Raw genomic sequence first — 24,995 nt, forward strand, 5'->3', positions numbered from 1 at the left:
CAGTCGGCGTCAGTAAAGCCCGCCTGAACTGATGGTGCCAAAACTCGCCTTCGGTCCCAGAACCGCCGTGCCACCATCCGATGTGGTCACCCGGCGCGCTGATTGCGCGGCTTCCTCAAACAGCGGCAGGTTAGATCCCATCGCAAAGCCACCGTCAAATGCCAGGCCAAAGATCGGCTCGGCGCCATCGCGGAAATACTCCGCCACCACATTGCCCCCCGAAGCCCCATCGGCAAGGCGCGCCCCGGTATAGCGGTCGATCTTGATGAAATGGCCACCCTCCGGCACCGCAAACTTACCACCGCCATATTTGGCCGTGGCTTTCTGCATGAACTGCTGGAACACCGGACCACACATGGTGCCGCCATAGGCCCCGCGGCCCATCGGACGTGGTTGGTCAAAGCCCATGTAGCAACCGGCCACGATATTGGAGGTAAAGCCCACAAACCACACATCGCGCGAGTCATTGGTGGTGCCGGTTTTGCCTGCGGTCGGCACCGGCAGGTTGATCACGCTGGAGGCGGTTCCACGCTCCACAACGCCCCGCATCATCGAGGTGAGCTGATAGGCGGTGATCGGATCCATCACCTGCTCGCGGTTGTCCACGATCCGGGGCGCCTGCCCCTGTGCCAGCGCAGGCGAGGCGCAGTCCACGCAGTCACGGTCATCATGGCGATAGATGGTCTCGCCCCGGCGGTCCTGAATGCGGTCCACAAGTGTCGGCTGCACCCGTTCGCCGCCATTGGCAAACATCGCATAGGCCGCGACCATCTTGTAGAGTGTGGTTTCCTCGGCCCCCAGCGAGTTGGCAAGGAAAGCCCCCATATTGTCATAGACCCCAAAACGCTCCGCATAGCCTGCAACCACCTCCATGCCGACCTCCTGGGCCAGTCGGATGGTCATCAGGTTCCGGCTCATCTCGATTCCGGTCCGTAGCGGTGTCGGGCCGTAGAACTTGTTGGTGGAGTTCTTGGGGCGCCACAGCCCCTGCGGGGTGTTGATCTCGATCGGGGCGTCCACAACGATGGTCGCAGGGCTATAGCCGCTGTCCAAAGCTGCCGCATAGACAAAGGGTTTGAAGCTGGAGCCCGGCTGGCGCTGCGCCTGTGTGGCGCGGTTGAACACCGAATGCTGGTAGGAGAACCCGCCCTGCATGGCCAGAACCCGGCCCGTATTCACATCCATCGCGACAAAGCCGCCCTGCACTTCCGGCACCTGACGCAGCGACCAATGTTGCAGTGCGCCGTCCTTTTCGACCGCGCGGACCAGCACCACATCCCCGGTGGCGAGATTGTCCTTGAAGCTGCCCTTCATCCATTTGATGTCAGAGCGCGGAACCGAGCCGATTTCGGCCACCTCCTCGACGCCTACGCTGATGCTCTGGTCACCGACCTCCAGCACAACCGCCGGATGCCATTTGCCGCCCAGTTCGATATCACGCGGCACGGCAGCAGCGCTGAGCGCCGCGCGCCAGCTGTCTTCGGATGCCAGCAAATCGGCGTCCAGCGTCACGCCAGTGCCCCGCCAGGTGCCACGCGACCGGTCATAGTCCTGAAGACCCGCACGCAGCGCAACAGCGGCCTCGGCCTGCATCTCCTCGTCGATCGTCGCCCGCACCGTAAAGCCGCCGGTGAAGAATTCGCCCTCGCCAAAATCCTCCGAAAGCTGACGACGGATTTCATCGGTAAAATAATCGCGCGGCGGCAGCGCGGTGCGGAAGCTCTCAAAATCGCCATTCTGCACCGAGCGCAGCGGCAGATCGACCTCGACCTTGTAGACCGCATCAGAGATATAGCCGTTTTCGCGCATCTCGCGTAGCACGTAGTTGCGGCGGGTCAGCAGGCGGTCCTTTTGGCGGACCGGGTGATAATCCGACGGCGCCTTTGGCATGGCGGCCAGCGTCGCGGCCTCATGCGGGGCCAGTTCGCTCAGTGTCTTGTTGAAATAGGTCTGGGCGGCTGCGGCCACGCCATAGGAGTTCTGCCCCAGAAAGATCTCGTTCATGTAAAGTTCGAGAATGTCTTCCTTGCTCAGGGTATCTTCCAGACGGGAAGCCAGGATCAGCTCCTTCACCTTCCGCTCCGCCTTGCGGTCCCCGGAGAGCAGGAAGTTCTTCATCACCTGCTGGGTGATGGTGGAGGCGCCGCGCACGTTCGACCCGCGCGAGCGCACCGCCTCGACCGCCGCCGCGGCGATGCCGCGCATGTCATAGCCCTTGTGGCTGTAGAAATTCTTGTCCTCGGCCGAGATGAAAGCCTGTTTGACCAGATCGGGAATTTCCTCGGAGGGCGTGAACAGGCGGCGTTCCTGGGCAAATTCGTCAATCAGCTGCCCCTCGCCGGAGTAGATCCGGCTGATCGTCGGCGGCTGATACTGCGCCAGCGATTCATGGCTGGGCAGGTCCCGGCCATAGATCCAGAACACCGCACCAATGGTCAGCGCGATCATCGCGATGCCCAGCGTGATGGTGCTGAAGATGGAACCAAAGAACGATAGAATATATCTGACCACTGTAGAGCCTTTCTCGCGCAGTGCCGCCTATATAGGTGCAGCGGCGCGTGGGGTCAAAACGGGAAACGGCATATTGATGCCGCTGACCCGGAGAAAACAGGGGGAAAGCGGCGCTGGCCGTCCCCGGATATCAAACGCCGCTGGGCCAGATCCGTTCCGCCTGACCGGCGATCCCGGCGAGCGGCAGCTACTGACGCACCAGCGGGCGGGTCTCATCATCGGCAATACGCCAGGACAAAAGCCCATTCAGGATGCCCCGCGCCGTGCGTTCGCGCCACTCCGGGTCCATCAGATTGGCCAGATCGCGCGGGCTGGACAGGAATCCGATTTCCACCAGCGCCGAGGGGATGTCGGCCGATTTTAGCACAGAAAAGCCCGCCTCGCGCAGCGGTCGGCGGTTCATTGCCCCACCTTGGGTCTTGAGCCCCTTGACCAGCGCCCGGGCCAGCGCCTGACTGCGCGGATGTGTCTCCACCCGCGCCAGATCCAGCAGCACATCGGTCACCCGGTCATCGACCTGACTCAGATCGGTCCCCGCGAGCAGATCACCGCGTTCATGACGTTCCACCAGCGTCGCCGAGGCCGCATCAGAGGCGTCTTTCGACAGCGTGTAGACCGTGGTGCCATGAGCGCGCCCTTCGGACAGGCTGTCGGCATGAAGCGACAGGAACAGATCCGCCTTGGCCTGATGCGCCAGCGCGATCCGCCGCTCAAGCGAGACGAAGTAATCGTCGTCGCGCGTCAGCTGCACATTGAACTGGCCCGACCGCACCAGCATCTCGCCCAGTTCGATGGCGAATTGCAGCATCAGATCCTTCTCCTGCACCAGACCGCCCTGAACAAAGGCCTCCGCCCCCGGATCAATGCCGCCATGACCCGGATCAATCACCACCAAGAGCGGCGCCAGCGAATCCTTATCCTCGGGTGCGATCATTGGCGTCGGTGCGGGCAGATCCCAGCGGGCATCGCGCGGCGCGCCGGTGGTTTTGGCAAATTGCTCCGCGCTCGTTTCGCGCAGGGCAACGGTCAGCCCCGCAGCCGCTGTCACCGGATCAACCTCCATCGCCGCCGTCTCGACCTGCATTGGGCGCGTCAACTCCAGCACCAGCCGCGACCAGCCCGGCACATAGGTGCCAAACTGCGCCGTCCGTATGCCGTCCTCTGTCACCAGCGCCTCGGCGCCGAGGCCGCTCCAGTCGACCTCCTGAAAATCCAGCACCACGCGCGGCGGGCCATCCAGCGTGAACAGCCGATACGGCACCCCCTGGCTCAGCGCCAATGTCACATCCACCCCCGAGCGGCGATCGGCGGCGCGGCTGTCCTGCGGCAGGATCCGCGCCAGACCGCTGAAGCCCTGCCCGCTGATCTGACTGCTGGCAGCAGCTGTTTCCTCAGCGACAACCGGCGGCGTCATCGCGATCACCAGGGCCGGCAGCAGGGCTGCGAGGGCTTTTATAGGTCTGCTCATGGCTGTTGCTCCGCCCGTTTTTTTGTATTGCCCGGCCATAAGGACACAGGATGGCCGCGCGGCTGGTGGCGGCACGGCTTTTGGCCAAAGACTAAGCCATCGCGAGGCCTGATTGCCAGCCTCATCCGCTTGCCCCGCACGGCCTGCCCTTTCGCGACGCGCTCTCAGACCCGACGCTGCTCCATAAAGCTCATGAGCCGCGCCAGCCCCTCTTCGATATCCGCCGTCGACCGCGCATAGGAGAACCGCAGGGTGGTCGCGCCGCGCTTGGGATCGAAATCCAGCCCCGGCGTCACCGCCACCCCGGCCTGATCCAGGATCTCCTTGGCAAAGGCGCGGCTGTCATTGGTCAGCTCGGAAACATCCGCATAGACGTAGAACGCCCCGTCCGGTGGCGCGATCCGGTCAAACCCGGCCTTTGGCAACCCCTCCAGCATCAGCGCTCGGTTGCGCGCATAGACCGCCAGATTCTCCTCCAGCTCCGCACCGCAGTCCATCGCCGCAAGCGCGGCAACCTGACTGGCATGAGGCGCGCAGATGAACATGTTCTGCGCGATGCGCTCGACCACCCGTACGTGGTCTTCCGGCACCACCATCCAGCCCACGCGCCAGCCAGTCATGGAGAAATATTTGGAAAAGGAATTGATCACATAGCACTCATCAGTCACCTCAAGTGCGGTGACCGCTTTCGCCTCATATTCGATGCCGTGATAAATCTCATCCGAGATAAAGGCCGCCCCCTGCCCCTGGGCCGCATCAATCAGCGCCGCCATCGCATCCCGGTCCAGCATGGTGCCGGTCGGGTTGGCCGGTGAGGCCACCATCAGACCCGCCAGATCCAGCCCCGCCAGATCCTGCGGCACCGGTTGCAGGCGGTGATCAAGCGAGGTTTCGATATCAACAGGCGTCAGCCCCAGCGCATGCAGAATCTGACGGTAGGAGGGATAGCCCGGCGCACCGATGCCGACCCGGTCGCCACTGTCAAACAGCGCGGTAAAGCTCAGCAGGAACGCCCCCGAAGAGCCCGGCGTGATCACCACCCGCTCCGGATTCAGATCAACATTGTACCAGTCGCCATATAGCTGCGCGATCCGCTTGCGCAGCGCCGGCAGACCCAGCGCCACCGTATAGCCGAGGCTGTCGCGATCCAGCGCCTCCGCCAGCGCCCTGCGCGCGGCATCCGGCGCGCCGGTTGAGGGCTGGCCCACCTCCATATGAATGATATGGCGTCCAGCTTCCTCGGCCCGGCGTGCGGCGTCCATCACATCCATCACAATGAAGGGATCCACGTTGGACCGGCTTGAGTTTCGCATGTTGATCTCCCATGGTGCGGCCATGACCTTTGACCGCTTCTCCCGCCTCGCGTCAATCCCGGCTCTGGCCCTTGCCGCGCTGTGTTTCGTCGCGGGGTCACTGGCCCCCGCGGCGCAGGCGGCCTCGATCTCGCTGCTGCGCGATCCTGATATCGAACACGGACTGAACGAGCTGGCAGCCCCGGTGCTGCGCGCCGCCGGGCTGAATGCCAAACGGGTGCGGGTGCTGGTGGTCAATGACGGCTCCTTCAATGCTTTCGTCATCGATTCCCAAACGATTTTCATACATTACGGGCTGATCCTGAAAGTGGACCGCCCCGAGATGCTGCAGGCCGTGATCGCCCATGAGGCCGCGCATATCACCAATGGCCACCTGTCCCGGCGGATGCAGAACATGCGCTCTGCGCGATCTGCGGCGGGGCTTGGCGCAGCTCTTGCGGTGCTGGCGGCTGCCGCTGGCGCCGGGGAAGCCGCCGCCGGAATCGCGCTTGGCACGCAATCCTCCGCGCTGCGCGGCTTTCTGGCTCATACCCGCGCCGAGGAAGCCTCTGCCGACCGCACCGCCGCAGGCATCCTGCAACGGGCCGGTGTCAGCCCGCGCGGACTGGTCGATGTGCATAAGATCTTTGCCGGGCAAGAGCTGCTGAGCCCGGTCAATCAGGATCCCTATATGCGCTCGCATCCGCTCAGCCGCGACCGGATCCGCGCCGCCGAGGCCTATCTGGCGAGCCACGGTGACAGCGCCAAACCCGATGCCAACGCGATCTATTGGTTTGCGCGGGTGCGCGGCAAGCTGTCAGCCTTTACCCGGTCACCCAAATGGACTCTGCGCCGGATCGGGGATGAGCCTTACAAGGATGTGCGCCTGATGCGCGAAGCCATCGCCCATCACCGTCGCAACGATCTGAACAAGGCCCTGCGCGCCATCGACGGCGCCCTCGCGATCCGCCCCTCCGATCCCTATTTTCAGGAGCTGAAAGGCCAGATCCTGATGGAGAACCGCCGCTGGCAGCCGGCACTTGCCGCCTATGGCCGGGCCGTTCAGAAGGCGGGGCGTGATCCGCTGATCCTCGCCAGCCTTGGACGCGCGCAACTGGCGGCGGGCCAGCCGAAAGCGGCGCTGAAATCCCTTGAGGCCTCCCGCGCGCAGGATTTCCGCAACGCCAACATGCTGCGGGACATGGCGCAGGCCTACGCGAAACTTGGCCAGTCCGGCATGGCAGCACTGGCCACCGCCGAGCGCTATGCGCTACAGGGTCGGCTGAAGGATGCGGGTCTCCATGCCAAACGGGCCACCGCGCAGCTGCCCACCGGATCCCCTGCCTGGCGACGTGCACAAGATGTGCTGATTGCCGCCGAACAACACGAAAAAAGGAAATCGAGATGACCCGTATTGCCCGCCTTCCCGCCCCGGCGCTGCCTGTTCTGTCGGCGGCCGCCCTGTCGCTTGGGCTGATGATCGCTCCTGCCGCTTCGGCGCTCGACCTCGGCAAGATGAGCGCCGAGGAACGCGCCGCCTTTGGCGCCGAGGTGCGTGCCTATCTGCTGGAGAACCCGGAAGTGATCCTGGAGGCTGTCAACAAGCTGGAACAGCAGCAGGCCGCCGATGAGGCCGCCCGCGACGATGCGCTGGTGGCCGAGAATATGACCGCGCTGCATGATGACGGGTTTTCCTGGGTCGGCGGCAACCCCGAGGGCGATATCACGCTGGTCGAATTCATGGACTACCGCTGCGGCTACTGCCGCCGCGCCGCGCCAGAGGTGGAAAAACTGGTCTCCGGCGATGGCAATATCCGCCTGATCATCAAGGAATTCCCGATCCTCGGCGAGGCTTCCGTGCTGACCTCGCGGTTTGCGATCGCCACCAAGATGGTCGCCGGGGATGAAGCCTACAAGATGGTGCATGACGCGCTGATCACCCTCGGAGGCGAGCCGAACGAAGGCACGCTGCGCCGTCTGGCAGAGGGGCTGGATCTGGACGCCGATGCGATCCTCGCGCGGATGTCAGATCCCGAGATTGCCCGTCAGCTGCAGGAAACCCGCGCGCTGGCCCAGCAGCTGGCGATTTCGGGCACCCCGACCTTTGTCCTCGGCGATGAGCTGCTGCGTGGCTACCTGCCCGCCGATCAGATGGAAATCATGGTCGCCGAGATCCGCGAGAACCGCAGCTGATCTTTTTCTGGGGGTGTGACGCAGGTTGCCCCCTATATGCAGGGCGGACTGGGGGCCAGCCCCCAGACCCCCGGAGTATTTCTGGAAAGATGACGGGCGAAACAGACACGAGAAAAGGGCGCTGATGTCATCATAGCGCCCTTTTGCTCATCTCGTTGTCAGTTGGTGGTCGCGGATCTATTCCGCCGCGGCGGCCTCTGCATCCAGCTGAGCCGCCTTTTTCTCTACCTCTTCGACGATGTGATCCACCATCTGATCATTGGACATCTTGTGGCTGGCCTTGCCGGCCAGATAGACCATGCCGGCTCCCGCGCCGCCGCCGGTGAAACCCACGTCTGTCATCAGCGCCTCGCCCGGGCCATTCACCACACAGCCGATGATGCTGAGGCTCATCGGGGTCTTCACATGTTCCAGGCGCTTTTCGAGCGCCTCCACCGTCTTGATCACATCAAACCCCTGACGCGCGCAACTGGGACAGGAGATGATATTGACGCCACGGTGGCGCAGGCCGAGGGATTTCAGGATTTCAAAGCCCACTTTCACCTCTTCCACCGGATCGGCGGAGAGGCTGACCCGCAGCGTGTCACCGATGCCCATCCACAACAGCTGGCCGAGGCCGATGGCGGATTTGATGGTGCCGGAGACAAAGCCCCCGGCCTCGGTGATGCCAAGGTGGATCGGCGCATCGGTTGCCTCGGCCAGCTGCTGATAGGCGGCGGCGGACATGAAAACGTCGGAGGCTTTGACCGAGATCTTGAACTCGTGAAAATCGTGATCCTGAAGGATACGGATGTGATCCAGACCGCTCTCCACCATCGCCTCCGGGCAAGGTTCGCCGTATTTGTCGAGGAGGTGTTTTTCCAGCGAACCGGCATTGACGCCGATGCGGATCGAACAATTGTGGTCGCGGGCCGCGCGGATCACTTCGGCCACGCGTTTTTCATCCCCGATGTTGCCCGGGTTGATGCGCAGGCAGGCAGCGCCAGCTTCGGCGGCCTCGATGCCGCGTTTGTAGTGGAAATGGATATCGGCAACGATAGGCACCGGGCTTTCGCGAACGATTTCCTTCAGTGCCTTGGAGGAGGCCTCATCCGGGACCGAGACCCGGACGATATCGGCGCCAGCCTCCGCTGCGGCCTGCACCTGGGCCACCGTCGCGGCAACATCCGTGGTCAGCGTATTGGTCATCGTCTGCACCGCAATCGGCGCATCGCCACCCACAGGCACATTGCCGACATGGATCTGGCGGCTCTTGCGGCGTTCGATGTGGCGCCAGGGGCGAATGTGGTTGATCGACATGAGGTCCGGTCCGCGCTGTTCAGGGTTCCGGGCATAGATACGCGCAGTCTCGCGCAGCTTCAATGGGAGGCGGGCAATCCTGAAGGTCGCAGGCCAGATGTCGCAATCACCCCGCGTGGCCCATGAGGGAGGCCCGGGCTCAGAAAGGTCAGCTGTACGTCAGAGGCAGGTCCGACGCCCCGGGTGGAAACATCCGGGCCGGACGGGGCCTATTCGCCCGTGGTCTCGGTCACGGGAACGGTGAGGCTGCTGGCCTGCAATTCAGCGACCAGCGTGGCCAGTGCGCTGTTGCGATCCTCGCTCAGATCGGCCAGCGCAAACCGTTCGGTGAGCGCATCGGAGGACAGCACGACGTTCTTCGTCACCTGCCCCCGTTCGCCGACCGGTCCGTAATGGGCGCCGTTCACTGCGAAGTAAATCGCTCCGCTCTCGCCGGTGCGCAGCAGCGGTGCTTCTTCGGTGGCGGGAATTTCGAAATGCTGACCCGGCTCCATGATGGTTTCAAAGATCACGCTGCCATCCACGGCAGTGACCTGAACCCAGGACGGGCGCACGGCGACCATCTGCAGCGCGGGCGCGGTCTCTTCCACGACCTGCGGCATGGCGGGCAGCGGTGCTGCCGTGCTGAGGCTGGCATCTGCCAGCGCAACCGAGGGCAGCTCCGGCATGACAAAATTGCCGAAGCCGCGTGGATCAAGCGTCGCGATCGGGCCGTCGCGCGGCACCATGACCGGCACGTCCAGCGCCTGTGGGCGATAGAGCCGATCCAGCGCCTCAAGTGCGGGATCTTCGTTCTGGGCATTCCCCTCGCGGGCAGCCCCGGCCAGCGGATCCAGATCAGCCAGCACGATGGGGGTCTGATCCACCGGCGCCATCTGCACCTGCTGGACCTCTTTCAGAACCGCCCAACCGCCGTAGCCAATGCCGCCGATCAGCGCCACCAGCACCGCAAGCGACCCCACCGCGCGCAACTCGATCTGGCTGAAGACGCTGCTGGCTGCGGGTACGAAGGGAGTATTGGGAGAGGTGAAGGCATCGCTGCGCAGCCCACCCATGCCGGTTGCAATCGGTTTCCCGGCGGATTTGCGCACTGATGCCTCGGCGGACATGCCATGGGCCACCTGGAAACCGCTTTCCTGGCAGAAGGCGTCAAATGTGGTGTCGGGATCCATATTGAGATAGCGCGCATAAGAGCGCACGTAACCCGCAATAAAACCCGGCGTGTCAAAGACAGTCGGGTCAGAATTCTCAATCGCGGCGATGTAGGAGGCTTTGATCCGCAGCTCACGTTGGACATCCAGCAGCGACTTGCCCATCGTGGCCCGTTCACCGCGCATAATGTCACCCAACCGAAGCTCGTAATCATCAAAGCTGCGAGGCCTTGGCGATTCGTCGTGCGTCTTCGATTTGCGCTGAGTAAGGCGCCCGATCATGCCTGCTGTCCCATTTTAGCCTGCCGCATTCGACATTCAGGACGTCATGGATCCGCGGAATGCGATTCGCCTGCGCCCTTTGATTATGGTCATACTACCACAATCTTACCATTTTGACACAGCGCTATGATTCAGCCCGCCATTTCGGCACGATTCAGCGCACAATGCGACCAGAGCCCATCCATTGCCTTGACCAGGGCGTCAATCTCTTTGGGACCATGTACCGGGGATGGGGTAAAGCGCAGCCGCTCGGTGCCGCGCGGCACTGTCGGGAAGTTGATCGGCTGCACATAGATCCCGTGATCCGACAACAGCATGTCGCTCAGCTTCTGGGTATGGACCGGGTTGCCGACGATCACCGGCACGATATGGCTGCCATGGTCGATGATCGGCAGGCCAAGCCCCTTCAGCCGCATCTTCAGGATCCGTGCCTGCAACTGGTGCTGTTCGCGCAGTTCCGGCGCCGTCTTCAGATGCGCAACCGAGGCCGCCGCCCCTGCCGCTACCGCCGGGGCCAGCGACGTGGTAAAGATGAAGCCCGGCGCATAAGATCTTATGGCATCGCACATTTTTTCCGATGCGGCGATATAGCCGCCCATCACGCCAAAGGCCTTGGCCAGGGTTCCGTTCACAATGTCGATGCGATCGATCAGCCCGTCGCGTTCGGTCACACCGCCACCGCGCGCGCCATACATGCCAACCGCATGAACTTCGTCGATATAGGTGAGCGCGCCAAATTCATCAGCCAGGTCGCAGATCTCGGCAATCGGGCCAAAGTCGCCATCCATGGAATAGACCGATTCAAAGGCGATGAGTTTGGGGGCCGCAGGATCCGCCGCCGCCAGCAGCTCCCGCAGATGCGCAACATCATTGTGGCGGAAGATGCGCTTGGCCCCGCCATTGCGCCGCACACCTTCGATCATCGAGGCGTGGTTCAGCGCATCGGAAAAGATGATCAGACCGGGAAACAGCTTGGGCAGCGTGCTCAGCGTGGCATCATTGGCGATATAGGCCGAGGTGAACAGCAGCGCCGCCTCTTTCTGATGCAGGTCCGCCAGCTCGGCTTCCAGCTGTTTGTGATAGACCGTGGTGCCCGAGATATTGCGGGTGCCGCCGGAGCCTGCACCGGTGGCATCAATGGCCCCATGCATTGCCTCCAGCACAACCGGGTGCTGACCCATGCCCAGATAATCGTTGCCGCACCAGACCGTTATGTCCTGTTTACTGCCGTCGGGACGGGTCCAGACCGCATGTGGAAACTGACCGTTCTGCCGTTCGATATCAATAAATGTCCGGTAGCGACCTTCGGTGTGAAGCTGAGCAATCGCTTGGTCGAGTTTCGCGGTATAGTCCACCGGCATCTCCATGGCATAGTTGGCACCAGCGGATCTGGCGCGAGCTGTGGTCGGGCTGATATATTCACGTTACCGAATAAATAACCCGATCCCTCCGTTTGATCAATCAAATACGGTGAAGGGGCCGGTCCAGCCTTGATGCAGGTCAAATAGACCTTTGCGCCGACGGCAGCAAGAATTGTAACGCCCGTTTGACGCTACAAACCGACGCATATCACAGGCTTATCACTGGCACATCACAGGTGGGCGGCCTCTGGCCCCTGCCGACGGGCACTGTTAGGCTTCGCGGCGAGCCAATCATCAATTGCAGGAGCCCCCTGACCATGTCCTTGAACGACGTCCTGAACCGGATTGACAGCGACCTTGATGCCGCGACGCAGCGGCTGATGGATTTGCTGCGCATCCAGTCGATCTCAACCGATCCCGCCTATAAGGCCGAATGCGACAAGGCTGCCGATTGGCTGGTGGCGGATCTGCAATCCATCGGCATCGAGGCGGCAAAGCGCGTCACCCCCGGCCACCCGATGGTGGTGGGTCACGTCGGCCCTCAGGATGAGGCGCTGCCGCATGTGCTGTTCTACGGCCATTACGACGTGCAGCCGGTGGATCCGCTGAACCTCTGGACCACCCCCCCGTTTGAGCCGCAGCTGGAAGAGACCGCGCGCGGCACCGTCATTCGCGGCCGTGGCGCCTCGGATGACAAGGGCCAGCTGATGACCTTTGTCGAAGCCTGCCGCGCCTGGCAGGCGGTCAATGGCACCCTGCCCTGCCGTATCACCTTCTTCTTTGAGGGCGAGGAAGAGAGCGGCTCGCCCTCTCTCGTGCCCTTCATGGAACAGCACGCAGCCGAGCTGAAAGCGGATCTGGCGCTGATCTGCGACACCTCGATGGTGTCGCGCGGGGTGCCGTCGATTTCCTCGCAGCTGCGCGGCATGCTGAAGGATGAGCTCACCCTGATCGGCCCGCGCATCGACCTGCATTCCGGCCATTACGGCGGCCCCGGCCTCAACCCGCTGCGCGAAATCAGCCGCATCGTCGCGTCCTTCTATGACGAAGACACCGGCAAGGTCGCGGTTGAGGGCTTCTATGAGGGCGTGCATGAGGTGCCGGAAGAGCAGCTGCGCCAGTGGGAAGGCTGCGGCTTTGATGAAAAGGACTATCTCTCCAACGCAGGCTATACTCAGGCCCACGGGGAAAAGGACCGCTCGGCTCTGGAACAGCAATGGGCCCGCCCAACGCTGGAGGTGAACGGCCTCTGGGGTGGCTACAACGGTGCCGGCTCCAAAACCGTGATCCCGTCTGAGGCGCATTGCAAGATCACCTGCCGTCTGGTCGGCGACATGGACCCGGATGCGCTGCGCCTGAAGATCCGCAAACATGTCGAAGACCGGCTGAAGCCTGACTGCAAGGTGGTCTGGGACAATGACCTGGAGGGCTCGCGTGCCTCGGTGATGAATATCGCCCGCCCTGAGTTCGAAGCCGCCCGCGGTGCGCTGTCGGATGAATGGAACCGCGAAGCCGTATTCTGCGGCATGGGCGGCTCGATCCCCATTGCCGGCTTCTTCAAATCCATCCTCGGTATGGATGCGATGCTGATCGGCTTTGCCAATGAAGATGACGCCATCCACTCCCCAAATGAGAAATACGATCTGGAAAGCTTCCACAAAGGTATTCGCTCCTGGGCGCGGGTGCTGGATGCTTTGACCACGAAATAACAAGGCCAGTGGTGTGCGTTCCGGCGCGCACCACATCTCGACGGGGCAATCACAGTAACGCCCCCCACAAACGCAAAAACCCCGCCGAAGCAGGGAGCGTTCATCCACAAATTTAGGGGAGAAAGTGGCGCGGTTGACGGGGCTCGAACCCGCGACCCCCGGCGTGACAGGCCGGTACTCTAACCAACTGAGCTACAACCGCGCATGGGCCTTTCGGCAAATCAGGCAGCAGCCTGACCTATATATCCCCTCCGGGGCGGACCCTGAACGACAGGGCATCGTATGAAAGTGGCGCGGTTGACGGGGCTCGAACCCGCGACCCCCGGCGTGACAGGCCGGTACTCTAACCAACTGAGCTACAACCGCGCATTTACTTTCATCTGGATCCCTTAACCCGGATCCGGGGCGGACAGCAGTGGCGCGGTTGACGGGGCTCGAACCCGCGACCCCCGGCGTGACAGGCCGGTACTCTAACCAACTGAGCTACAACCGCTTGCTGTTCCATCCAACGTCGCCGCTGAATGTTGGGCTGTAATATTCGCAGCACCGAGGGATCGTCAAGCGGTGTTTTGGCATTTTCTCCGGTTTCCGTGAAAAAAAACAAAGCCACCGCCAAATTACCGCCTAACCCATTGTTTTTCCGAAATTCCCATCTGGCGTCCCGCCGGACACCAGGGATAATCGATCAGGAAAATCACAGCCAACCTCAGATCCGCGGATCACGGAGCCACGCGGCGACAACAACAGCGCCATCCAGCCGCAAGGTGCCGCAGACAGCACCGATGGCGCGCCGTACCAGAGCCGCGCCAGCGGTTAGTCCTGATCAGTTGGAGATCACCATGACAACGGCCGCGCCCCGGCCCTGCTCACGGATAAACTGCATCTGATTTCCAGAGACACCGATTTTCTGGCAGTCCGTCCCCCGCTCCGGCTGCTTGCCGATGCGGACATTGCGGCACCACAGGGCGCCATTCCACTGCCAGGCGCCAACCAGCTTGCCCTGGTTGGTCTTTCCCTTGATTTTCCCGTTGGGCAGGATCTGCATACTGCCCCAATCGGCGCTGAGGGTCTTGCCACCGACAAGAGCGAGAAACTCCGCCTCGGTCTTGATTGGTTTGTAGGACCCGGCCTGCCCCGCTGCGGGCAGACAGAACAGGACAGAGACCACGACTGAAAGGATTGCAAAATATTTCACGACATAAACTCCACGTCATATACTCGGTAAAAAAACTCCCCTCCGGCGGGCAATTCACCGAAGGAGCGACATGAGCCTACTGCGAAACCATATGTCTCGCAACTTTGGCGCTGGCAGAGCTTATTGATATGGAATTCAAGGGGGGGATGGTGGGTCGTGAGAGGCTCGAACTCCCGACATCTTCGGTGTAAACGAAGCGCTCTACCAACTGAGCTAACGACCCGGTGAGCGCGGATTTAGAGAATGCGCGCGCTCTGCGCAAGAGGCAAATCGCAAAAATCTGCGAAAAAATTCCCGCCCCTAGCGCAGCACCCGCTCCATGCCCTGCGACAACTCGTAGATGCAGCCCTGTTCATTGGGCAAGGCGGCCATTTCCGCGCGCGACAAGCCGCAGATCACCCCGCGCAGGACCTGCCCCCACAGCCCATGCGCCACCACAACGGTCGGCTCACTCAGCCCGGTCAGGAAATCCGTGATCCGGGCCTGAAACGCAGCAAAGCCCTCGCCCTGTGGCGCCGCACAGAACAAATCCAGATTAAGCGGGTTGGCGGCGTAGATATCCGGGTATTCAGCCGCGACCTCGGCACGGGTCATGCCCTGAAACACGCCGGCCTGCGCCTCGGCCAGCCGGGCGTCCGTGACATAGGGCTGACCGCCAAGCGCGATCTGCGCCGTCTGCTGCGCCCGCCCCAGCGGCGAGACATAGCAGGCAGGCCCCTGTGCCAGAATCGGCGCCATCAGCCCCGCTTGCTGCTGCGCATGCTCAATCCCCAGCGGACTCAGCCGCGATTCCAGCTGTCCCTGAATGCGCCCTTCGGCGTTCCATTCCGTCTGCCCATGCCGCAGAAACCAGATCTTCGGATAGTCCATGCCCGCCCTCGTTGATGCCCGACCCTCGGGCCCTTGCCTAAACATCTAGACAGGTTTCTCCGGCCTGAGAAGAACCAAGCGCGAAACGCGACACCACGTCCGCACCACAAGACGCAGAGGTCAGCTAATCGGCACTGCAAAAGGAGGATGGTGGGTGATAAGAGATTTGAACTCCTGACATCTTCGATGTGAACGAAGCGCTCTACCACTGAGCTAATCACCCTTGGCGGCGGTCATACCGCCGGTCGCGCGTCGCTGCAAGAGGGGGGTGATGAAAAATCCCGCTGCGCTGCGATTTTTGCGCCGCACGGGCGCTGCCCCCTCCTACTCCAGCGGCAGCACATTGCGGCAGATCATCGTGCGCAGGGTAAAACTGGACCGGGTGTTGCGAATGCCGGGGACCCGCATCAGACGATGCTCCAGAAACTGATCGAAATCGGTCAGATCCTGCGCCACGACCCGCAGCAGAATATCGCGGCTGCCGGTCATCAGATAACATTCCATCACCTGATCGAACCGCCGCACCGCCGCCTCAAAGGCCTGCAATCCCTCGCTGGACTGGCGTTCCAGCTCCACCGCGACAAAGATGGTGACCGGCAGGCCAACCTCGGCCTGATCGACCCGCGCTGAATAGCCCGAAATCACGCCGCTGTCCTCCAGATTGGCGACCCGCCGCGCACAGGGCGTCGCAGAGAGGCCGACTCTCTCCGCCAGCTCGGCGATCTTCATCCGACCGTTCTCCTGCAGGGCGGCCAGAATCCTGCGATCAATCTTATCCACGTGTTTCCCCCTAATTTTGGCCCGATATTAGGGAAAACCACCAACAGCATCAATAACTGCGACGCATTTTGGAGGAAACCGGCGGTTGCGTGGCGGTATTCTGCGGTGAAATGGAGGAGCAATCCAAAGATGACAGCCACAATCACCCCCGTCGCCACCTCGACACATGAAGAAATCTACCGCGTCGAGGATGCCTCGGTTGGTCTCACCGGTTTTATCGCCGTGCATTCCACCCTGCTTGGCCCGGCGGCCGGCGGGCTGCGGATGCGCCCCTACGCCAGCGCCGATGACGCGCTGACCGATGTCAAACGCCTGAGCGAAGGCATGACCTACAAAAACGCCGCAGCAGGCCTCGCGCTTGGCGGCGGCAAGGCGGTGATTATGGGCGATCCCGCCACCCAGAAAACCCCGGAGCTGCTGCGCGCCTTTGCCCGCGCCATCGACAGCTTGGACGGGCGTTACATCACCGCCGAGGATATGGGCATGAGCCCCGCGGACATGGCCATCCTGGCCGAGGAAACCAGCTCCGTCGCCGGGCTTGCCGATGGTGAATATGCCTCCGGTGACCCCTCACCCATCACGGCGCGCGGCATCTTCAATGCGATCCGCACCGCCTGGGCGCATAAGACAGGTCAGATCGACCTCAGAAACCGGGTTGTTTCGGTTCAGGGCCTGGGCCATGTCGGCTGGTATCTCTGCGATTTTCTCAACAAGGCCGGCGCCAAGCTGATCGTCACCGATGTAAACAGCACACAGGTTGAACGCGCAGTTGCCGCCTTTGGCGCCACTGCTGTCGCCCCCGATGAGATCTACGCGGTGGAGGCCGATATTTTTGCCCCCTGCGCGATCGGCGGCATCCTCAACAGCGAAACCATTCCGCAGCTGAAGGTTGCCCTGGTCGCAGGCGGTGCCAACAATCAGCTGGCCTCGGCCGAGGATGCAGCCGCACTGCACAAACGCGGCATCCTCTACGCGCCCGATTTCGTGGCCAATGGCGGCGGCATTATCAATGTCGCCACCGAGATCCTGAAAATCGGCAACCGCAACAGCTTTGTGGCCGAACGGCTTGAGGCGCTGGAGGTCACCATGGCGGCAATCCTGAAGCAGGCCACCGCCGATGACGTCAGCCCCGACGCCGTGGCCATCGCCACCGTGCAGGCAAAAATGGCGCCTAAAGCGGCCTGACCCGGCATCGCGACCCTGTCGCCCGCCCCGAACATCCAAGATGCGCTGCCCAATGCAGCGCCTTGGATCAAGCCCGCCGAATAAGAGCGGGCGCCAGACGGAAGAACCCGAAACCTCGGGAAAACAATAATAAAACCTGATTTGGGCGGCCCTTTGCGGTCGCCCTTTTTCTTGCGAGGCCTGCGGGGAACCCCTGAGAGGCACTGACTGCCGCTATGAAGATCCCCTTTGAACCAATCCTCCCCCCGCGCGTTAGGGTAAAAGCAGCCGACACAGACCGACGGAGGACATGATGGCCCTGTTCCACCCCGACAATCGCAATCGCAGCGACCGCCACAAGAAGATCTACGCCTATTGTGAAATCGTCTACACGATGGTCGATGTCTCCGCTGCGGTGCTGTTTGTGATAGGTTCGATCCTGTTCTTCAACGACGCAACCGTCACCCCCGGCACATGGCTGTTTCTGGTAGGATCCATCCTCTTCGGCCTGCGCCCGACGATCAAACTCTACCGTGAATACGCCTATCTGCGACTTGGCGATTATGACGATATCACCCGCCAATGACACGGCCCGCGCCCGCGTCTCCGCCAAGCCACCGCCCGGCGGACCGGCCAACAACCGGTTTCTCGTCGCCCTGTCGTATCAGGCCAGCGTATCCCCTGCTTCGGCAATCAAGCGGCCCAACAATGCGGCGAACTGATCTATTTCTTCCTCTTCCCACCGTCGACGAACCGACAGGTCGCCTGCTTCAAGAAGGTCGCAAGCGCATCTCACAGGACATAAGGCAGATGGGCGCCCCGGATAAGGGACGCCCATCTATTGTTACCTATTGCGGATTGATCTCAACAGCTTAGGGGCAGCACCCGTGGCCTGGATCAATGCGCGGTGGCGCTGGCGCCATCCTCGGGAACACCCAATGCTGCCTTGGCAGCGGCGGCGGCCTCTTCTGCCGCCTCATCCCATTCGATGGGTTCGGGCGTATCGGTCAGCGCATGTTTCAGCACCTCGGAGACGTGGCTGACGGGGATGATCTCCAGCCCCTCCTTCACGTTATCCGGGATATCCGGCAGGTCTTTCTCATTCTCCTGCGGGATCAGCACCGTCTTGATACCACCGCGCAGCGCGGCCAGCAGTTTCTCCTTCAGACCGCCAATCGCGGTCGCATTGCCGCGCAGCGTCACTTCGCCGGTCATGGCGATATCCTTGCGGACCGGAATCCCAGTCAGCACCGAGACAATCGCCGTCACCATGGCCAGACCCGCGCTTGGGCCGTCCTTCGGCGTTGCGCCATCCGGCACGTGGACGTGGATGTCCAGCTTGTCGAATTTCGGCGGCTTCACCCCAAGTTGCGGCGAAATCGAGCGGACATAGCTTGAAGCCGCCTCGATCGACTCTTTCATCACATCGCCCAGCTTGCCAGTGGTCTTCATCCGACCCTTGCCCGGCAGGCGCAGCGCCTCGATGCTCAGCAGCTCACCCCCGACCGAAGTATAGGCAAGACCGGTGACAACACCGACCTGATCTTCCTTCTCGGCGAGACCATAGCGATACTTCGCAACCCCAAGGAATTCATCCAGATTCTCAGGCGTGACAGAAACGCTCTCCGCCTCTTTCTTGACGATCTTGGTCAGCGATTTCCGCGCCACTTTGGCGATCTCACGCTCCAGATTCCGCACCCCCGCCTCACGGGTATAGGTGCGGATGATCTCGGTCAGCGCCTCATCGGTGAGTTCGAATTCCTTGGCCTTCAGACCGTGGTTCTTCACCTGCTTGGAAATCAGGTGCTGCTTGGCGATCTCACGCTTTTCATCCTCGGTGTAACCGGACAGCGGAATGATCTCCATCCGGTCCAGCAGCGGCCCCGGCATGTTGTAGCTGTTCGAGGTGGTCAGGAACATCACGTTCGACAGGTCATATTCCACTTCCAAATAGTGGTCCATGAAGGTCGCGTTCTGTTCCGGGTCCAGCACCTCCAGCATCGCCGATGCCGGATCACCCCGGAAATCCTGCCCCATCTTGTCGATTTCATCGAGCAGGATCAGCGGGTTGGTGGTCTTGGCCTTCTTCAGCGCCTGAATGATCTTGCCGGGCATGGAGCCGATATAGGTCCGGCGGTGACCGCGGATCTCGGACTCGTCGCGCACGCCACCCAGCGAAATGCGGATGAACTCGCGACCGGTTGCCTTGGCCACCGATTTGCCCAGCGAGGTCTTGCCGACACCCGGAGGGCCAACAAGGCAGAGGATCGGCCCCTTCAGCTTGGCCGAGCGCTGCTGCACCGCGAGATATTCAACGATACGTTCCTTGACCTTCTCAAGCCCGTAGTGATCGGCGTCCAGAATATCCTGCGCCCGGCTCAGATCTTTCTTCACGCGGGATTTGGTGCCCCAGGGCAGGGCCAGAATCCAGTCCAGATAGTTGCGCACAACCGTGGCTTCCGCCGACATCGGCGACATGTTCTTGAGCTTCTTCAGCTCGGCCTCGGCCTTTTCGCGCGCCTCTTTGGAGAGTTTGGTCTCGGCAATCTTGGCTTCCAGCTCGGCGACTTCGTTAGAACCGTCCTCGCTGTCGCCCAGCTCCTTCTGAATGGCCTTCATCTGCTCATTCAGATAATATTCGCGCTGGGTCTTCTCCATCTGGGATTTGACGCGGGTCTTGATCTTCTTCTCGACCTGCAGCACCGACAGCTCGCCCTGCATCAGGCCATAGACCTTCTCCAGACGTTCGCTCACCGACAGGGTTTCGAGAAGATCCTGTTTGTTGTCGACCTCGATCCCCAGATGACCGGCGACCAGATCGGCCAGCTTGGCCGGTTCCGTGGTCTCGCCAACGGCGCTCAGCGCCTCTTCCGGGATGTTCTTGCGGACCTTGGCATAACGCTCGAACTCATCGCCGACCGTGCGCAGCAGCGCCTCCACGGTGGTGACATCGCCGGGAATCTCGCTGAGATACTCCGCGCGCGCTTCAAAGAAGTTGTCGTTGTCCAGATATTCGGTGATTTTCACCCGCGCATGACCTTCGACCAGCACCTTCACGGTGCCGTCGGGCAGTTTCAGCAGCTGCAGCACATTGGCCAGCACGCCGACACTGTAGATGCCATCGGATTGCGGATCATCTTCCGCCGGGTCGATCTGACTGGACAGCAGGATCTGCTTGTCGTCGGTCATCACCTCTTCCAGGGCACGCACCGATTTTTCCCGCCCGACGAACAGCGGCACGATCATATGCGGGAACACAACGATATCGCGCAGCGGCAGGACGGGGTAGGATGAATTGAGTGGCTCTTGCATACTCGGTCCTTTGGTTTGGCAAGACGCCCCCGCCCCGATTATCGGCAGCTTCGGCGCGTCTCCTCATTGGCTGTTTATCTGGTGCAGCGGTGTTGGGATTTCAACCGCCGTGCCTCAATGTTTGGTGTCACATTGCCCGCAGCGCGCCCGGACCACAAGGGCGCAAATGCAGCTAGGGTGAGCAAATGGTGAAGGCCGCGCGCGGCAGCCTCCGCCGATGACCGAACCCGCAGCATCAGCGCCGCATCAGGGTGATCACCCCGCGTTCCAGCCGCCCACCCGGTCCGGTTTCGCGGTAGGTGCCGCTCATCCGGGTCTGATCAATCAGGAACAGACGGATATCCTGCCGCAACACGTCTCCGGTGCCGGTGTCGCGTTCTGATTGCAGCCTCAGTTGCAGCATCTGCTCCACCCCGCAGGGCAGCCGCCCCACGCCCAGCTCATCGAAGAAGACCTCCGCACCATCCGCCAGATCGCCGCGGCCGACGCTTTCGGCCCTCAGCCCCGTGCCCGGCTCAGGTGGCGCCCGGTCCAGCACGCCGATGGGGATCACCCCGGACACGGCAGAATCCGCCACCAGACGGCCATTGCGAAATCTCAGTGTCAGCACCTCACCCGCGCGCTGCGGCAGCGGTTGCATATCGACGCGGCCGCCAACCGGCAGCCCGGTCTCCCCCGGCCCCTTCTGCACAAACCACTGGCCCCGCAGCGCTTTGGAGCCGCCCTTGATCAGATCGTCAAATGCGATCCGGCAGCCATCAAGCGGTGGTGCCTTGAAAAAACTGGAGGCCTCGGCCAGAGATCCCGGCGCCTTAGCTGCCTGATCCGACTGCGCCACAGCGCCAGAGGCAGCCACAAGGCCGCCCAGCAGCACCACGCTCCCCCATGACTGAAACCAGCTCATCGCGACCCTTCCCGTTTTGGCGGAATCTAGCAGCGAGGTCTTCATAACCGGTGAACGCGGACCGGGATCATCCCTACCAAAGATCGCAGCAAAAAGCGCACGACATCAGGCCGTTGCCTTGGGTGCAGTCGTGCTCTGGCAATCCTTACCGCTGCGCGGCCGACGTCAGATGCGCCAGCGACCCCGGCTGCTCCCCATAGGATCCGCCATGGTCCAAAAGCGCAAAAACAGCAACGCCCGCCGCCAGCAAAATCATCAGCGAACAATGCGCCAGTCCAGTCGAAGCGGTGTCATTCATCGGATCTCTCCGCTTGGGTCGTTATGTGCCTGATTGACAGATCACCGCTGATTTGTGGCGCAAACGTGTTCAGGGCAGGACCCGCCGATGAACATTCGCTCAAGTTTTCGACAATCCGGGCGCATCCCCCTTGCTGGCCCCTACAATGGCTCAATATCGCCTTCGGCACGGGTGTCGTGGAAATCCTTCTGCCAGGCCTCGAAGGTGCCCGCAGCAATCGCGTCCCGCATGCCGCCCATGATTTCCTGGAAGTAATGCAGGTTATGCCAGGTCAGCAGCATCCCCGAAATCATCTCGTTGCTGCGGAACACATGGTGCAGATAGGCGCGGGAATAGTTCGAACACGCCGGGCAGCTGCACTGCTCATCCAGCGGGCGCGGGTCATCCTGGTGGCGGGCGTTCTTGATATTGACCACACCGTAGCGGGTAAACGCTTGCCCCGTGCGACCCGAGCGCGATGGCAGCACGCAGTCCATCATGTCGATACCACGGGCCACCGCACCGACGATATCATCAGGCTTGCCCACCCCCATCAGATAGCGCGGCTTGTCCTCAGGCAGGAAACCGGGCGCATAATCAAGACAGTCAAACATCGCCTCCTGCCCCTCGCCCACTGCCAGGCCGCCAACCGCATAGCCCTCGAATCCGATCTTCTTCAGCGCCTCGGCGCTTTCTTCGCGCAGATCCTGCTCCAGCCCGCCCTGCATAATGCCGAACAGCGCATGGCCCGGACGGTCGCCAAAGGCCTCGCGCGAGCGCTCCGCCCAACGCATCGACAGGCGCATCGACTCGGCGATCCGGTCGCGGTCCGCAGGCAGCGCCGGACATTCGTCAAAACACATCACGATGTCCGAACCGAGCAGGCGCTGGATTTCCATCGACCGTTCCGGCGTCAGCTCATGTTTGGATCCGTCGATATGGCTTTTGAAGGTCACACCCTTTTCCGTCAGCTTGCGCAGACCCGCCAGCGACATCACCTGAAACCCGCCCGAGTCCGTCAGGATCGGCCGCTCCCAGTTCATGAATTTGTGCAAGCCGCCCAGACGGTCGATCCGCTCTGCCGTGGGGCGCAGCATCAGATGATAGGTATTGCCCAGCAGGATATCCGCCCCGGTCGCACGCACGCTCTCCGGCAGCATTGCCTTCACCGTTGCGGCCGTGCCCACGGGCATGAACGCAGGCGTGCGGATCTCGCCGCGCGGCGTATTGATGACACCGGTGCGGGCCTTGCCATCGGTGGCTTTCAGGTCAAATGAGATTTTCGGCGCCATGTTCTCTTCCTTGGGCTGTCTTGTGCGGGGTCCCGCCGCTGCGGGGAATTTCCTACGGGATCATCTGCCACCTGAACCCTGCTCCGCCGCGATCCGGGACCATACCGGCAGAGCCTGCCGGATGTGCCTTATCCCGGCGCGGTTTTCAAGCCTGCATGACCGCAGCCCGCGCCAAAGCCCCGGCAGCCCTAGCCAGCCCCCACCCCGCACGCCACGGATGCGCCGCAGACGGGGCCGTTCCCCTTGCCTGCCACCACCGCACACGCCATAGAGAAGAGGAACGGGGCGCCGTCCCCCCACGCTTGAATCCCGGGTCTACGACCCCCAACTGCATACCATAGCATACAAATTTATTGCGAGGCATAATGACCGAAGAACTCCTGCTGAGCCTGCTGACGCAGAACATCATCTATATCCTGGGCGCGATCTTCCTGATCATCCTGATCCTCAAGGGCGTCCGCATCGTACCGCAGTCCGAAAAATACGTGGTCGAACGCTTTGGCCGCCTGCATGCGGTGCTTGGCCCCGGCATCAACTTCATCGTCCCGCTGCTCGACTCCGTCGCCCATAAGGTCTCGATCCTGGAACGCCAGCTGCCCAACGCCAGCCAGGACGCCATCACCAAGGACAACGTGCTGGTGCAGATCGACACCTCGGTGTTCTACCGCATTCTGGAACCGGAAAAGACCGTCTATCGGATCCGCGACGTTGACGGCGCCATTGCCACCACCGTGGCCGGCATCGTGCGCGCCGAGATCGGCAAGATGGACCTGGATGAGGTGCAGTCAAACCGCTCGCAGCTGATCGGTCAGATCCAGCATCTGGTCGAAAGCGCCGTTGACGACTGGGGCATCGAAGTGACCCGCGCCGAGATCCTCGACGTGAACCTCGATCAGGCCACCCGCGACGCCATGCTGCAGCAGCTCAACGCCGAGCGCGCCCGCCGCGCCGAGGTGACCAAGGCCGAGGGCCAGAAACGCGCGGTCGAACTGGCCGCCGACGCCGAGCTCTACGCCGCCGAGCAGATCGCCAAGGCCCGCCGCATTCAGGCCGATGCCGAGGCCTATGCCACCGGGGTGGTCGCCAAAGCCATTGCCGAAAACGGTCTGGAGGCCGCGCAATATCAGGTGGCCCTGAAACAGGTCGAGGCGCTCAATGCCCTTGGCGCAGGTGAAGGCAAACAGACCATCCTGGTGCCCGCCAATGCGATTGAGGCCTTCGGCAACGCCTTCAACATGCTGAAAGGGGCCGGAAAATGACGGCCCTGCTCTCGGTCTGGTGGGTCTGGATCGCGATTGCCATCGGCCTCGCCATCGTCGAGGTGCTGGCGCCGGGCTTCATCTTCCTCGGCTTTGCCGTCGGCGCGGTGCTGGTGGCCCTGCTGCTGGTCGCCACCCCCGCAGGCAGCATCACCCTGCCGGTGCTGCTGCTGATCTACGCCACCCTCTCCCTGATCGCCTGGCTGGTCTTGCGCCACTTCTTCAAGGGCCCCAAAGGCCAGGTGAAACACTTCGACCACGATATCAACGATTGAACAAAGCCCCGTCCGGTCTGCACTGGGCGGGGATCCCCCTAGCCTCACCAGTCCCGCAATCCAATACAACAGCCGCAACCGTCAGGCTCAGCAGTGTATAGATAGCGACATTCGGAGCTGGCGCCCGTCTCCCCTGCTGGAACGCAACACAGCGTCCGAAGCGGCCAGAGGCTATGTTGTCTTGCAAGACTCTCCTCTCTGCAAATCCTGTCCAGCGTCCAGTCTGCAATCGGATGTTATGCAACTGCGATCCGGCTGCGGCTCGAAACCTTTTTCTGCTCCGGGTCGGCCTGCTCTGCCGTTGCGAAACGTCTACCCGCGACATGCTGATATCACACGGAGATATGCCCCCAATTGGCGGGCAACGCCGATCAGCTGGACGTGGTCGCGCTCATTTCGGT

General features: G+C 62.1%; 21 protein-coding genes and 5 tRNA genes. 8 read left to right on the top strand and 18 right to left on the bottom strand.

The genetic code is table 11. The features are described from left to right. Nucleotides 1-9: 9 nt before the first annotated feature. From VWY34_RS16145 to VWY34_RS16155, 3 genes are all read right to left on the bottom strand, one after another. Nucleotides 10-2,511 carry a penicillin-binding protein 1A gene (locus tag VWY34_RS16145; protein ID WP_416546202.1) on the bottom strand — a complete coding sequence of 834 codons (2,502 nt, stop codon included), beginning with the start codon at nt 2,509-2,511 and terminating at the stop codon, nt 10-12. A gap of 187 nt (nt 2,512-2,698) precedes the next feature. Continuing rightward, complete coding sequence (locus VWY34_RS16150) at nt 2,699-3,979, bottom strand: N-acetylmuramoyl-L-alanine amidase (protein ID WP_416538966.1); 1,281 nt, start codon at nt 3,977-3,979, stop codon at nt 2,699-2,701. Nucleotides 3,980-4,143: 164 nt separating this feature from the next. Continuing rightward, entirely contained in the window at nt 4,144-5,292 is a 1,149-nt protein-coding gene (locus VWY34_RS16155; RefSeq protein ID WP_416546204.1) for a pyridoxal phosphate-dependent aminotransferase, read from the bottom strand. Here VWY34_RS16155 and VWY34_RS16160 point away from each other — a divergent pair. Both VWY34_RS16160 and VWY34_RS16165 read left to right on the top strand, forming a co-directional pair. Continuing rightward, the gene (locus VWY34_RS16160; protein WP_416546206.1) at nt 5,291-6,679 is read left to right on the top strand and encodes a M48 family metalloprotease; all 1,389 of its coding nucleotides are present in this window, start codon (nt 5,291-5,293) and stop codon (nt 6,677-6,679) included. The two genes, VWY34_RS16155 and VWY34_RS16160, sit on opposite strands and share 2 nt — an antisense overlap. Then, entirely contained in the window at nt 6,676-7,464 is a 789-nt protein-coding gene (locus VWY34_RS16165; protein WP_416534240.1) for a DsbA family protein, read from the top strand. The genes VWY34_RS16160 and VWY34_RS16165 overlap by 4 nt, the downstream gene beginning before the upstream one ends. Nucleotides 7,465-7,641: 177 nt before the next feature. Here VWY34_RS16165 and ispG read toward each other — a convergent pair whose 3' ends face one another. The 3 genes from ispG to hemA form a co-directional block, all read right to left on the bottom strand. Continuing rightward, on the bottom strand, nt 7,642-8,763 hold the full coding sequence (ispG, locus tag VWY34_RS16170) for a flavodoxin-dependent (E)-4-hydroxy-3-methylbut-2-enyl-diphosphate synthase (protein ID WP_416539806.1): 1,122 nt from the start codon (nt 8,761-8,763) through the stop codon (nt 7,642-7,644). A gap of 209 nt (nt 8,764-8,972) precedes the next feature. Beyond that, nucleotides 8,973-10,196 (bottom strand): helix-turn-helix domain-containing protein, encoded by a 1,224-nt coding sequence (locus VWY34_RS16175; protein ID WP_416546208.1) that lies wholly within the window; start codon nt 10,194-10,196, stop codon nt 8,973-8,975. 131 nt (nt 10,197-10,327) lie between these two features. Next, a complete protein-coding gene (gene hemA, locus VWY34_RS16180) occupies nt 10,328-11,551 on the bottom strand; it encodes a 5-aminolevulinate synthase (protein ID WP_340545923.1) in 1,224 nt (407 codons plus the stop codon). A gap of 323 nt (nt 11,552-11,874) precedes the next feature. Here hemA and VWY34_RS16185 point away from each other — a divergent pair, with 323 nt between their 5' ends. Beyond that, complete coding sequence (locus tag VWY34_RS16185) at nt 11,875-13,266, top strand: M20/M25/M40 family metallo-hydrolase (RefSeq protein ID WP_416546210.1); 1,392 nt, start codon at nt 11,875-11,877, stop codon at nt 13,264-13,266. 125 nt (nt 13,267-13,391) lie between these two features. On the opposite strand, the gene VWY34_RS16190 is transcribed toward VWY34_RS16185, so the two are convergent. The 8 genes from VWY34_RS16190 to VWY34_RS16225 form a co-directional block, all read right to left on the bottom strand. After that, nucleotides 13,392-13,468 (bottom strand) — tRNA-Asp (locus tag VWY34_RS16190). Nucleotides 13,469-13,555: 87 nt separating this feature from the next. Then, a tRNA-Asp gene (locus tag VWY34_RS16195) sits at nt 13,556-13,632 on the bottom strand. 50 nt (nt 13,633-13,682) lie between these two features. Then, nucleotides 13,683-13,759: transfer RNA gene (locus tag VWY34_RS16200), tRNA-Asp, on the bottom strand. Nucleotides 13,760-14,089: 330 nt separating this feature from the next. Continuing rightward, nucleotides 14,090-14,461, bottom strand: coding sequence for a hypothetical protein (locus VWY34_RS16205; protein ID WP_340545925.1), 372 nt, complete (start codon nt 14,459-14,461; stop codon nt 14,090-14,092). A 147-nt stretch (nt 14,462-14,608) separates the two neighbouring features. Further along, nucleotides 14,609-14,684, bottom strand: a tRNA-Val gene (locus VWY34_RS16210). Nucleotides 14,685-14,761: 77 nt separating this feature from the next. Further along, nucleotides 14,762-15,331, bottom strand: a complete 570-nt coding sequence (locus tag VWY34_RS16215; protein ID WP_416536883.1) for a histidine phosphatase family protein — start codon at nt 15,329-15,331, stop codon at nt 14,762-14,764. Between the two features lie 148 nt (nt 15,332-15,479). Then, nucleotides 15,480-15,554, bottom strand: a tRNA-Val gene (locus VWY34_RS16220). A gap of 101 nt (nt 15,555-15,655) precedes the next feature. Beyond that, entirely contained in the window at nt 15,656-16,111 is a 456-nt protein-coding gene (locus VWY34_RS16225; protein WP_340545927.1) for an Lrp/AsnC family transcriptional regulator, read from the bottom strand. Nucleotides 16,112-16,240: 129 nt separating this feature from the next. Between VWY34_RS16225 and VWY34_RS16230 the strand changes: the two genes are divergently transcribed. The 3 genes from VWY34_RS16230 (at nt 16,241) to VWY34_RS16240 (ending at nt 17,997) form a co-directional block, all read left to right on the top strand. Then, complete coding sequence (locus VWY34_RS16230) at nt 16,241-17,296, top strand: Leu/Phe/Val dehydrogenase (protein WP_416539810.1); 1,056 nt, start codon at nt 16,241-16,243, stop codon at nt 17,294-17,296. A gap of 292 nt (nt 17,297-17,588) precedes the next feature. Then, the gene (locus VWY34_RS16235; protein WP_416546212.1) at nt 17,589-17,861 is read left to right on the top strand and encodes a YrhK family protein; all 273 of its coding nucleotides are present in this window, start codon (nt 17,589-17,591) and stop codon (nt 17,859-17,861) included. Further along, the gene (locus VWY34_RS16240; protein WP_416546214.1) at nt 17,839-17,997 is read left to right on the top strand and encodes a hypothetical protein; all 159 of its coding nucleotides are present in this window, start codon (nt 17,839-17,841) and stop codon (nt 17,995-17,997) included. The genes VWY34_RS16235 and VWY34_RS16240 overlap by 23 nt, the downstream gene beginning before the upstream one ends. 175 nt (nt 17,998-18,172) lie before the next feature. Here VWY34_RS16240 and lon read toward each other — a convergent pair whose 3' ends face one another. From lon to tgt, 4 genes are all read right to left on the bottom strand, one after another. Then, nucleotides 18,173-20,587, bottom strand: coding sequence for an endopeptidase La (lon, locus tag VWY34_RS16245; RefSeq protein WP_416535159.1), 2,415 nt, complete (start codon nt 20,585-20,587; stop codon nt 18,173-18,175). A gap of 235 nt (nt 20,588-20,822) precedes the next feature. Then, nucleotides 20,823-21,491, bottom strand: coding sequence for a hypothetical protein (locus tag VWY34_RS16250; RefSeq protein ID WP_416546216.1), 669 nt, complete (start codon nt 21,489-21,491; stop codon nt 20,823-20,825). A 145-nt stretch (nt 21,492-21,636) separates the two neighbouring features. Continuing rightward, nucleotides 21,637-21,789 (bottom strand): hypothetical protein, encoded by a 153-nt coding sequence (locus tag VWY34_RS16255; protein WP_416546218.1) that lies wholly within the window; start codon nt 21,787-21,789, stop codon nt 21,637-21,639. A 140-nt stretch (nt 21,790-21,929) separates the two neighbouring features. Next, nucleotides 21,930-23,060: a tRNA guanosine(34) transglycosylase Tgt gene (tgt, locus tag VWY34_RS16260; RefSeq protein WP_416538975.1), complete on the bottom strand. Its 1,131-nt coding sequence runs from the start codon at nt 23,058-23,060 to the stop codon at nt 21,930-21,932. Nucleotides 23,061-23,425: 365 nt separating this feature from the next. Here tgt and VWY34_RS16265 point away from each other — a divergent pair, with 365 nt between their 5' ends. Next, nucleotides 23,426-24,319 (top strand): SPFH domain-containing protein, encoded by an 894-nt coding sequence (locus VWY34_RS16265; protein WP_340545933.1) that lies wholly within the window; start codon nt 23,426-23,428, stop codon nt 24,317-24,319. Next, nucleotides 24,316-24,594: an NfeD family protein gene (locus VWY34_RS16270; RefSeq protein ID WP_416546220.1), complete on the top strand. Its 279-nt coding sequence runs from the start codon at nt 24,316-24,318 to the stop codon at nt 24,592-24,594. The genes VWY34_RS16265 and VWY34_RS16270 overlap by 4 nt, the downstream gene beginning before the upstream one ends. Nucleotides 24,595-24,995: the final 401 nt, after the last annotated feature.

It is taken from the genome of Phaeobacter sp. JH20_02, assembly GCF_048056915.1.
Lineage (GTDB): Bacteria > Pseudomonadota > Alphaproteobacteria > Rhodobacterales > Rhodobacteraceae > Phaeobacter > Phaeobacter bryozoorum.

Excerpts from the sequence above, each read along its gene's own strand:
- VWY34_RS16150 (WP_416538966.1), bottom strand. The coding sequence starts at position 3,979 with ATGAGCAGACCTATAAAAGCCCTCGCAGCCCTGCTGCCGGCCCTGGTG.
- VWY34_RS16160 (WP_416546206.1), top strand. The coding sequence starts at position 5,291 with ATGTTGATCTCCCATGGTGCGGCCATGACCTTTGACCGCTTCTCCCGC.
- VWY34_RS16155 (WP_416546204.1), bottom strand. The coding sequence starts at position 5,292 with ATGCGAAACTCAAGCCGGTCCAACGTGGATCCCTTCATTGTGATGGAT.
- VWY34_RS16165 (WP_416534240.1), top strand. The coding sequence starts at position 6,676 with ATGACCCGTATTGCCCGCCTTCCCGCCCCGGCGCTGCCTGTTCTGTCG.
- ispG (WP_416539806.1), bottom strand. The coding sequence starts at position 8,763 with ATGTCGATCAACCACATTCGCCCCTGGCGCCACATCGAACGCCGCAAG.
- VWY34_RS16175 (WP_416546208.1), bottom strand. The coding sequence starts at position 10,196 with ATGATCGGGCGCCTTACTCAGCGCAAATCGAAGACGCACGACGAATCG.
- VWY34_RS16185 (WP_416546210.1), top strand. The coding sequence starts at position 11,875 with ATGTCCTTGAACGACGTCCTGAACCGGATTGACAGCGACCTTGATGCC.
- VWY34_RS16215 (WP_416536883.1), bottom strand. The coding sequence starts at position 15,331 with ATGGACTATCCGAAGATCTGGTTTCTGCGGCATGGGCAGACGGAATGG.
- VWY34_RS16230 (WP_416539810.1), top strand. The coding sequence starts at position 16,241 with ATGACAGCCACAATCACCCCCGTCGCCACCTCGACACATGAAGAAATC.
- VWY34_RS16235 (WP_416546212.1), top strand. The coding sequence starts at position 17,589 with ATGGCCCTGTTCCACCCCGACAATCGCAATCGCAGCGACCGCCACAAG.
- VWY34_RS16240 (WP_416546214.1), top strand. The coding sequence starts at position 17,839 with ATGACGATATCACCCGCCAATGACACGGCCCGCGCCCGCGTCTCCGCC.
- lon (WP_416535159.1), bottom strand. The coding sequence starts at position 20,587 with ATGCAAGAGCCACTCAATTCATCCTACCCCGTCCTGCCGCTGCGCGAT.
- VWY34_RS16250 (WP_416546216.1), bottom strand. The coding sequence starts at position 21,491 with ATGAGCTGGTTTCAGTCATGGGGGAGCGTGGTGCTGCTGGGCGGCCTT.
- VWY34_RS16255 (WP_416546218.1), bottom strand. The coding sequence starts at position 21,789 with ATGAATGACACCGCTTCGACTGGACTGGCGCATTGTTCGCTGATGATT.
- tgt (WP_416538975.1), bottom strand. The coding sequence starts at position 23,060 with ATGGCGCCGAAAATCTCATTTGACCTGAAAGCCACCGATGGCAAGGCC.
- VWY34_RS16265 (WP_340545933.1), top strand. The coding sequence starts at position 23,426 with ATGACCGAAGAACTCCTGCTGAGCCTGCTGACGCAGAACATCATCTAT.
- VWY34_RS16270 (WP_416546220.1), top strand. The coding sequence starts at position 24,316 with ATGACGGCCCTGCTCTCGGTCTGGTGGGTCTGGATCGCGATTGCCATC.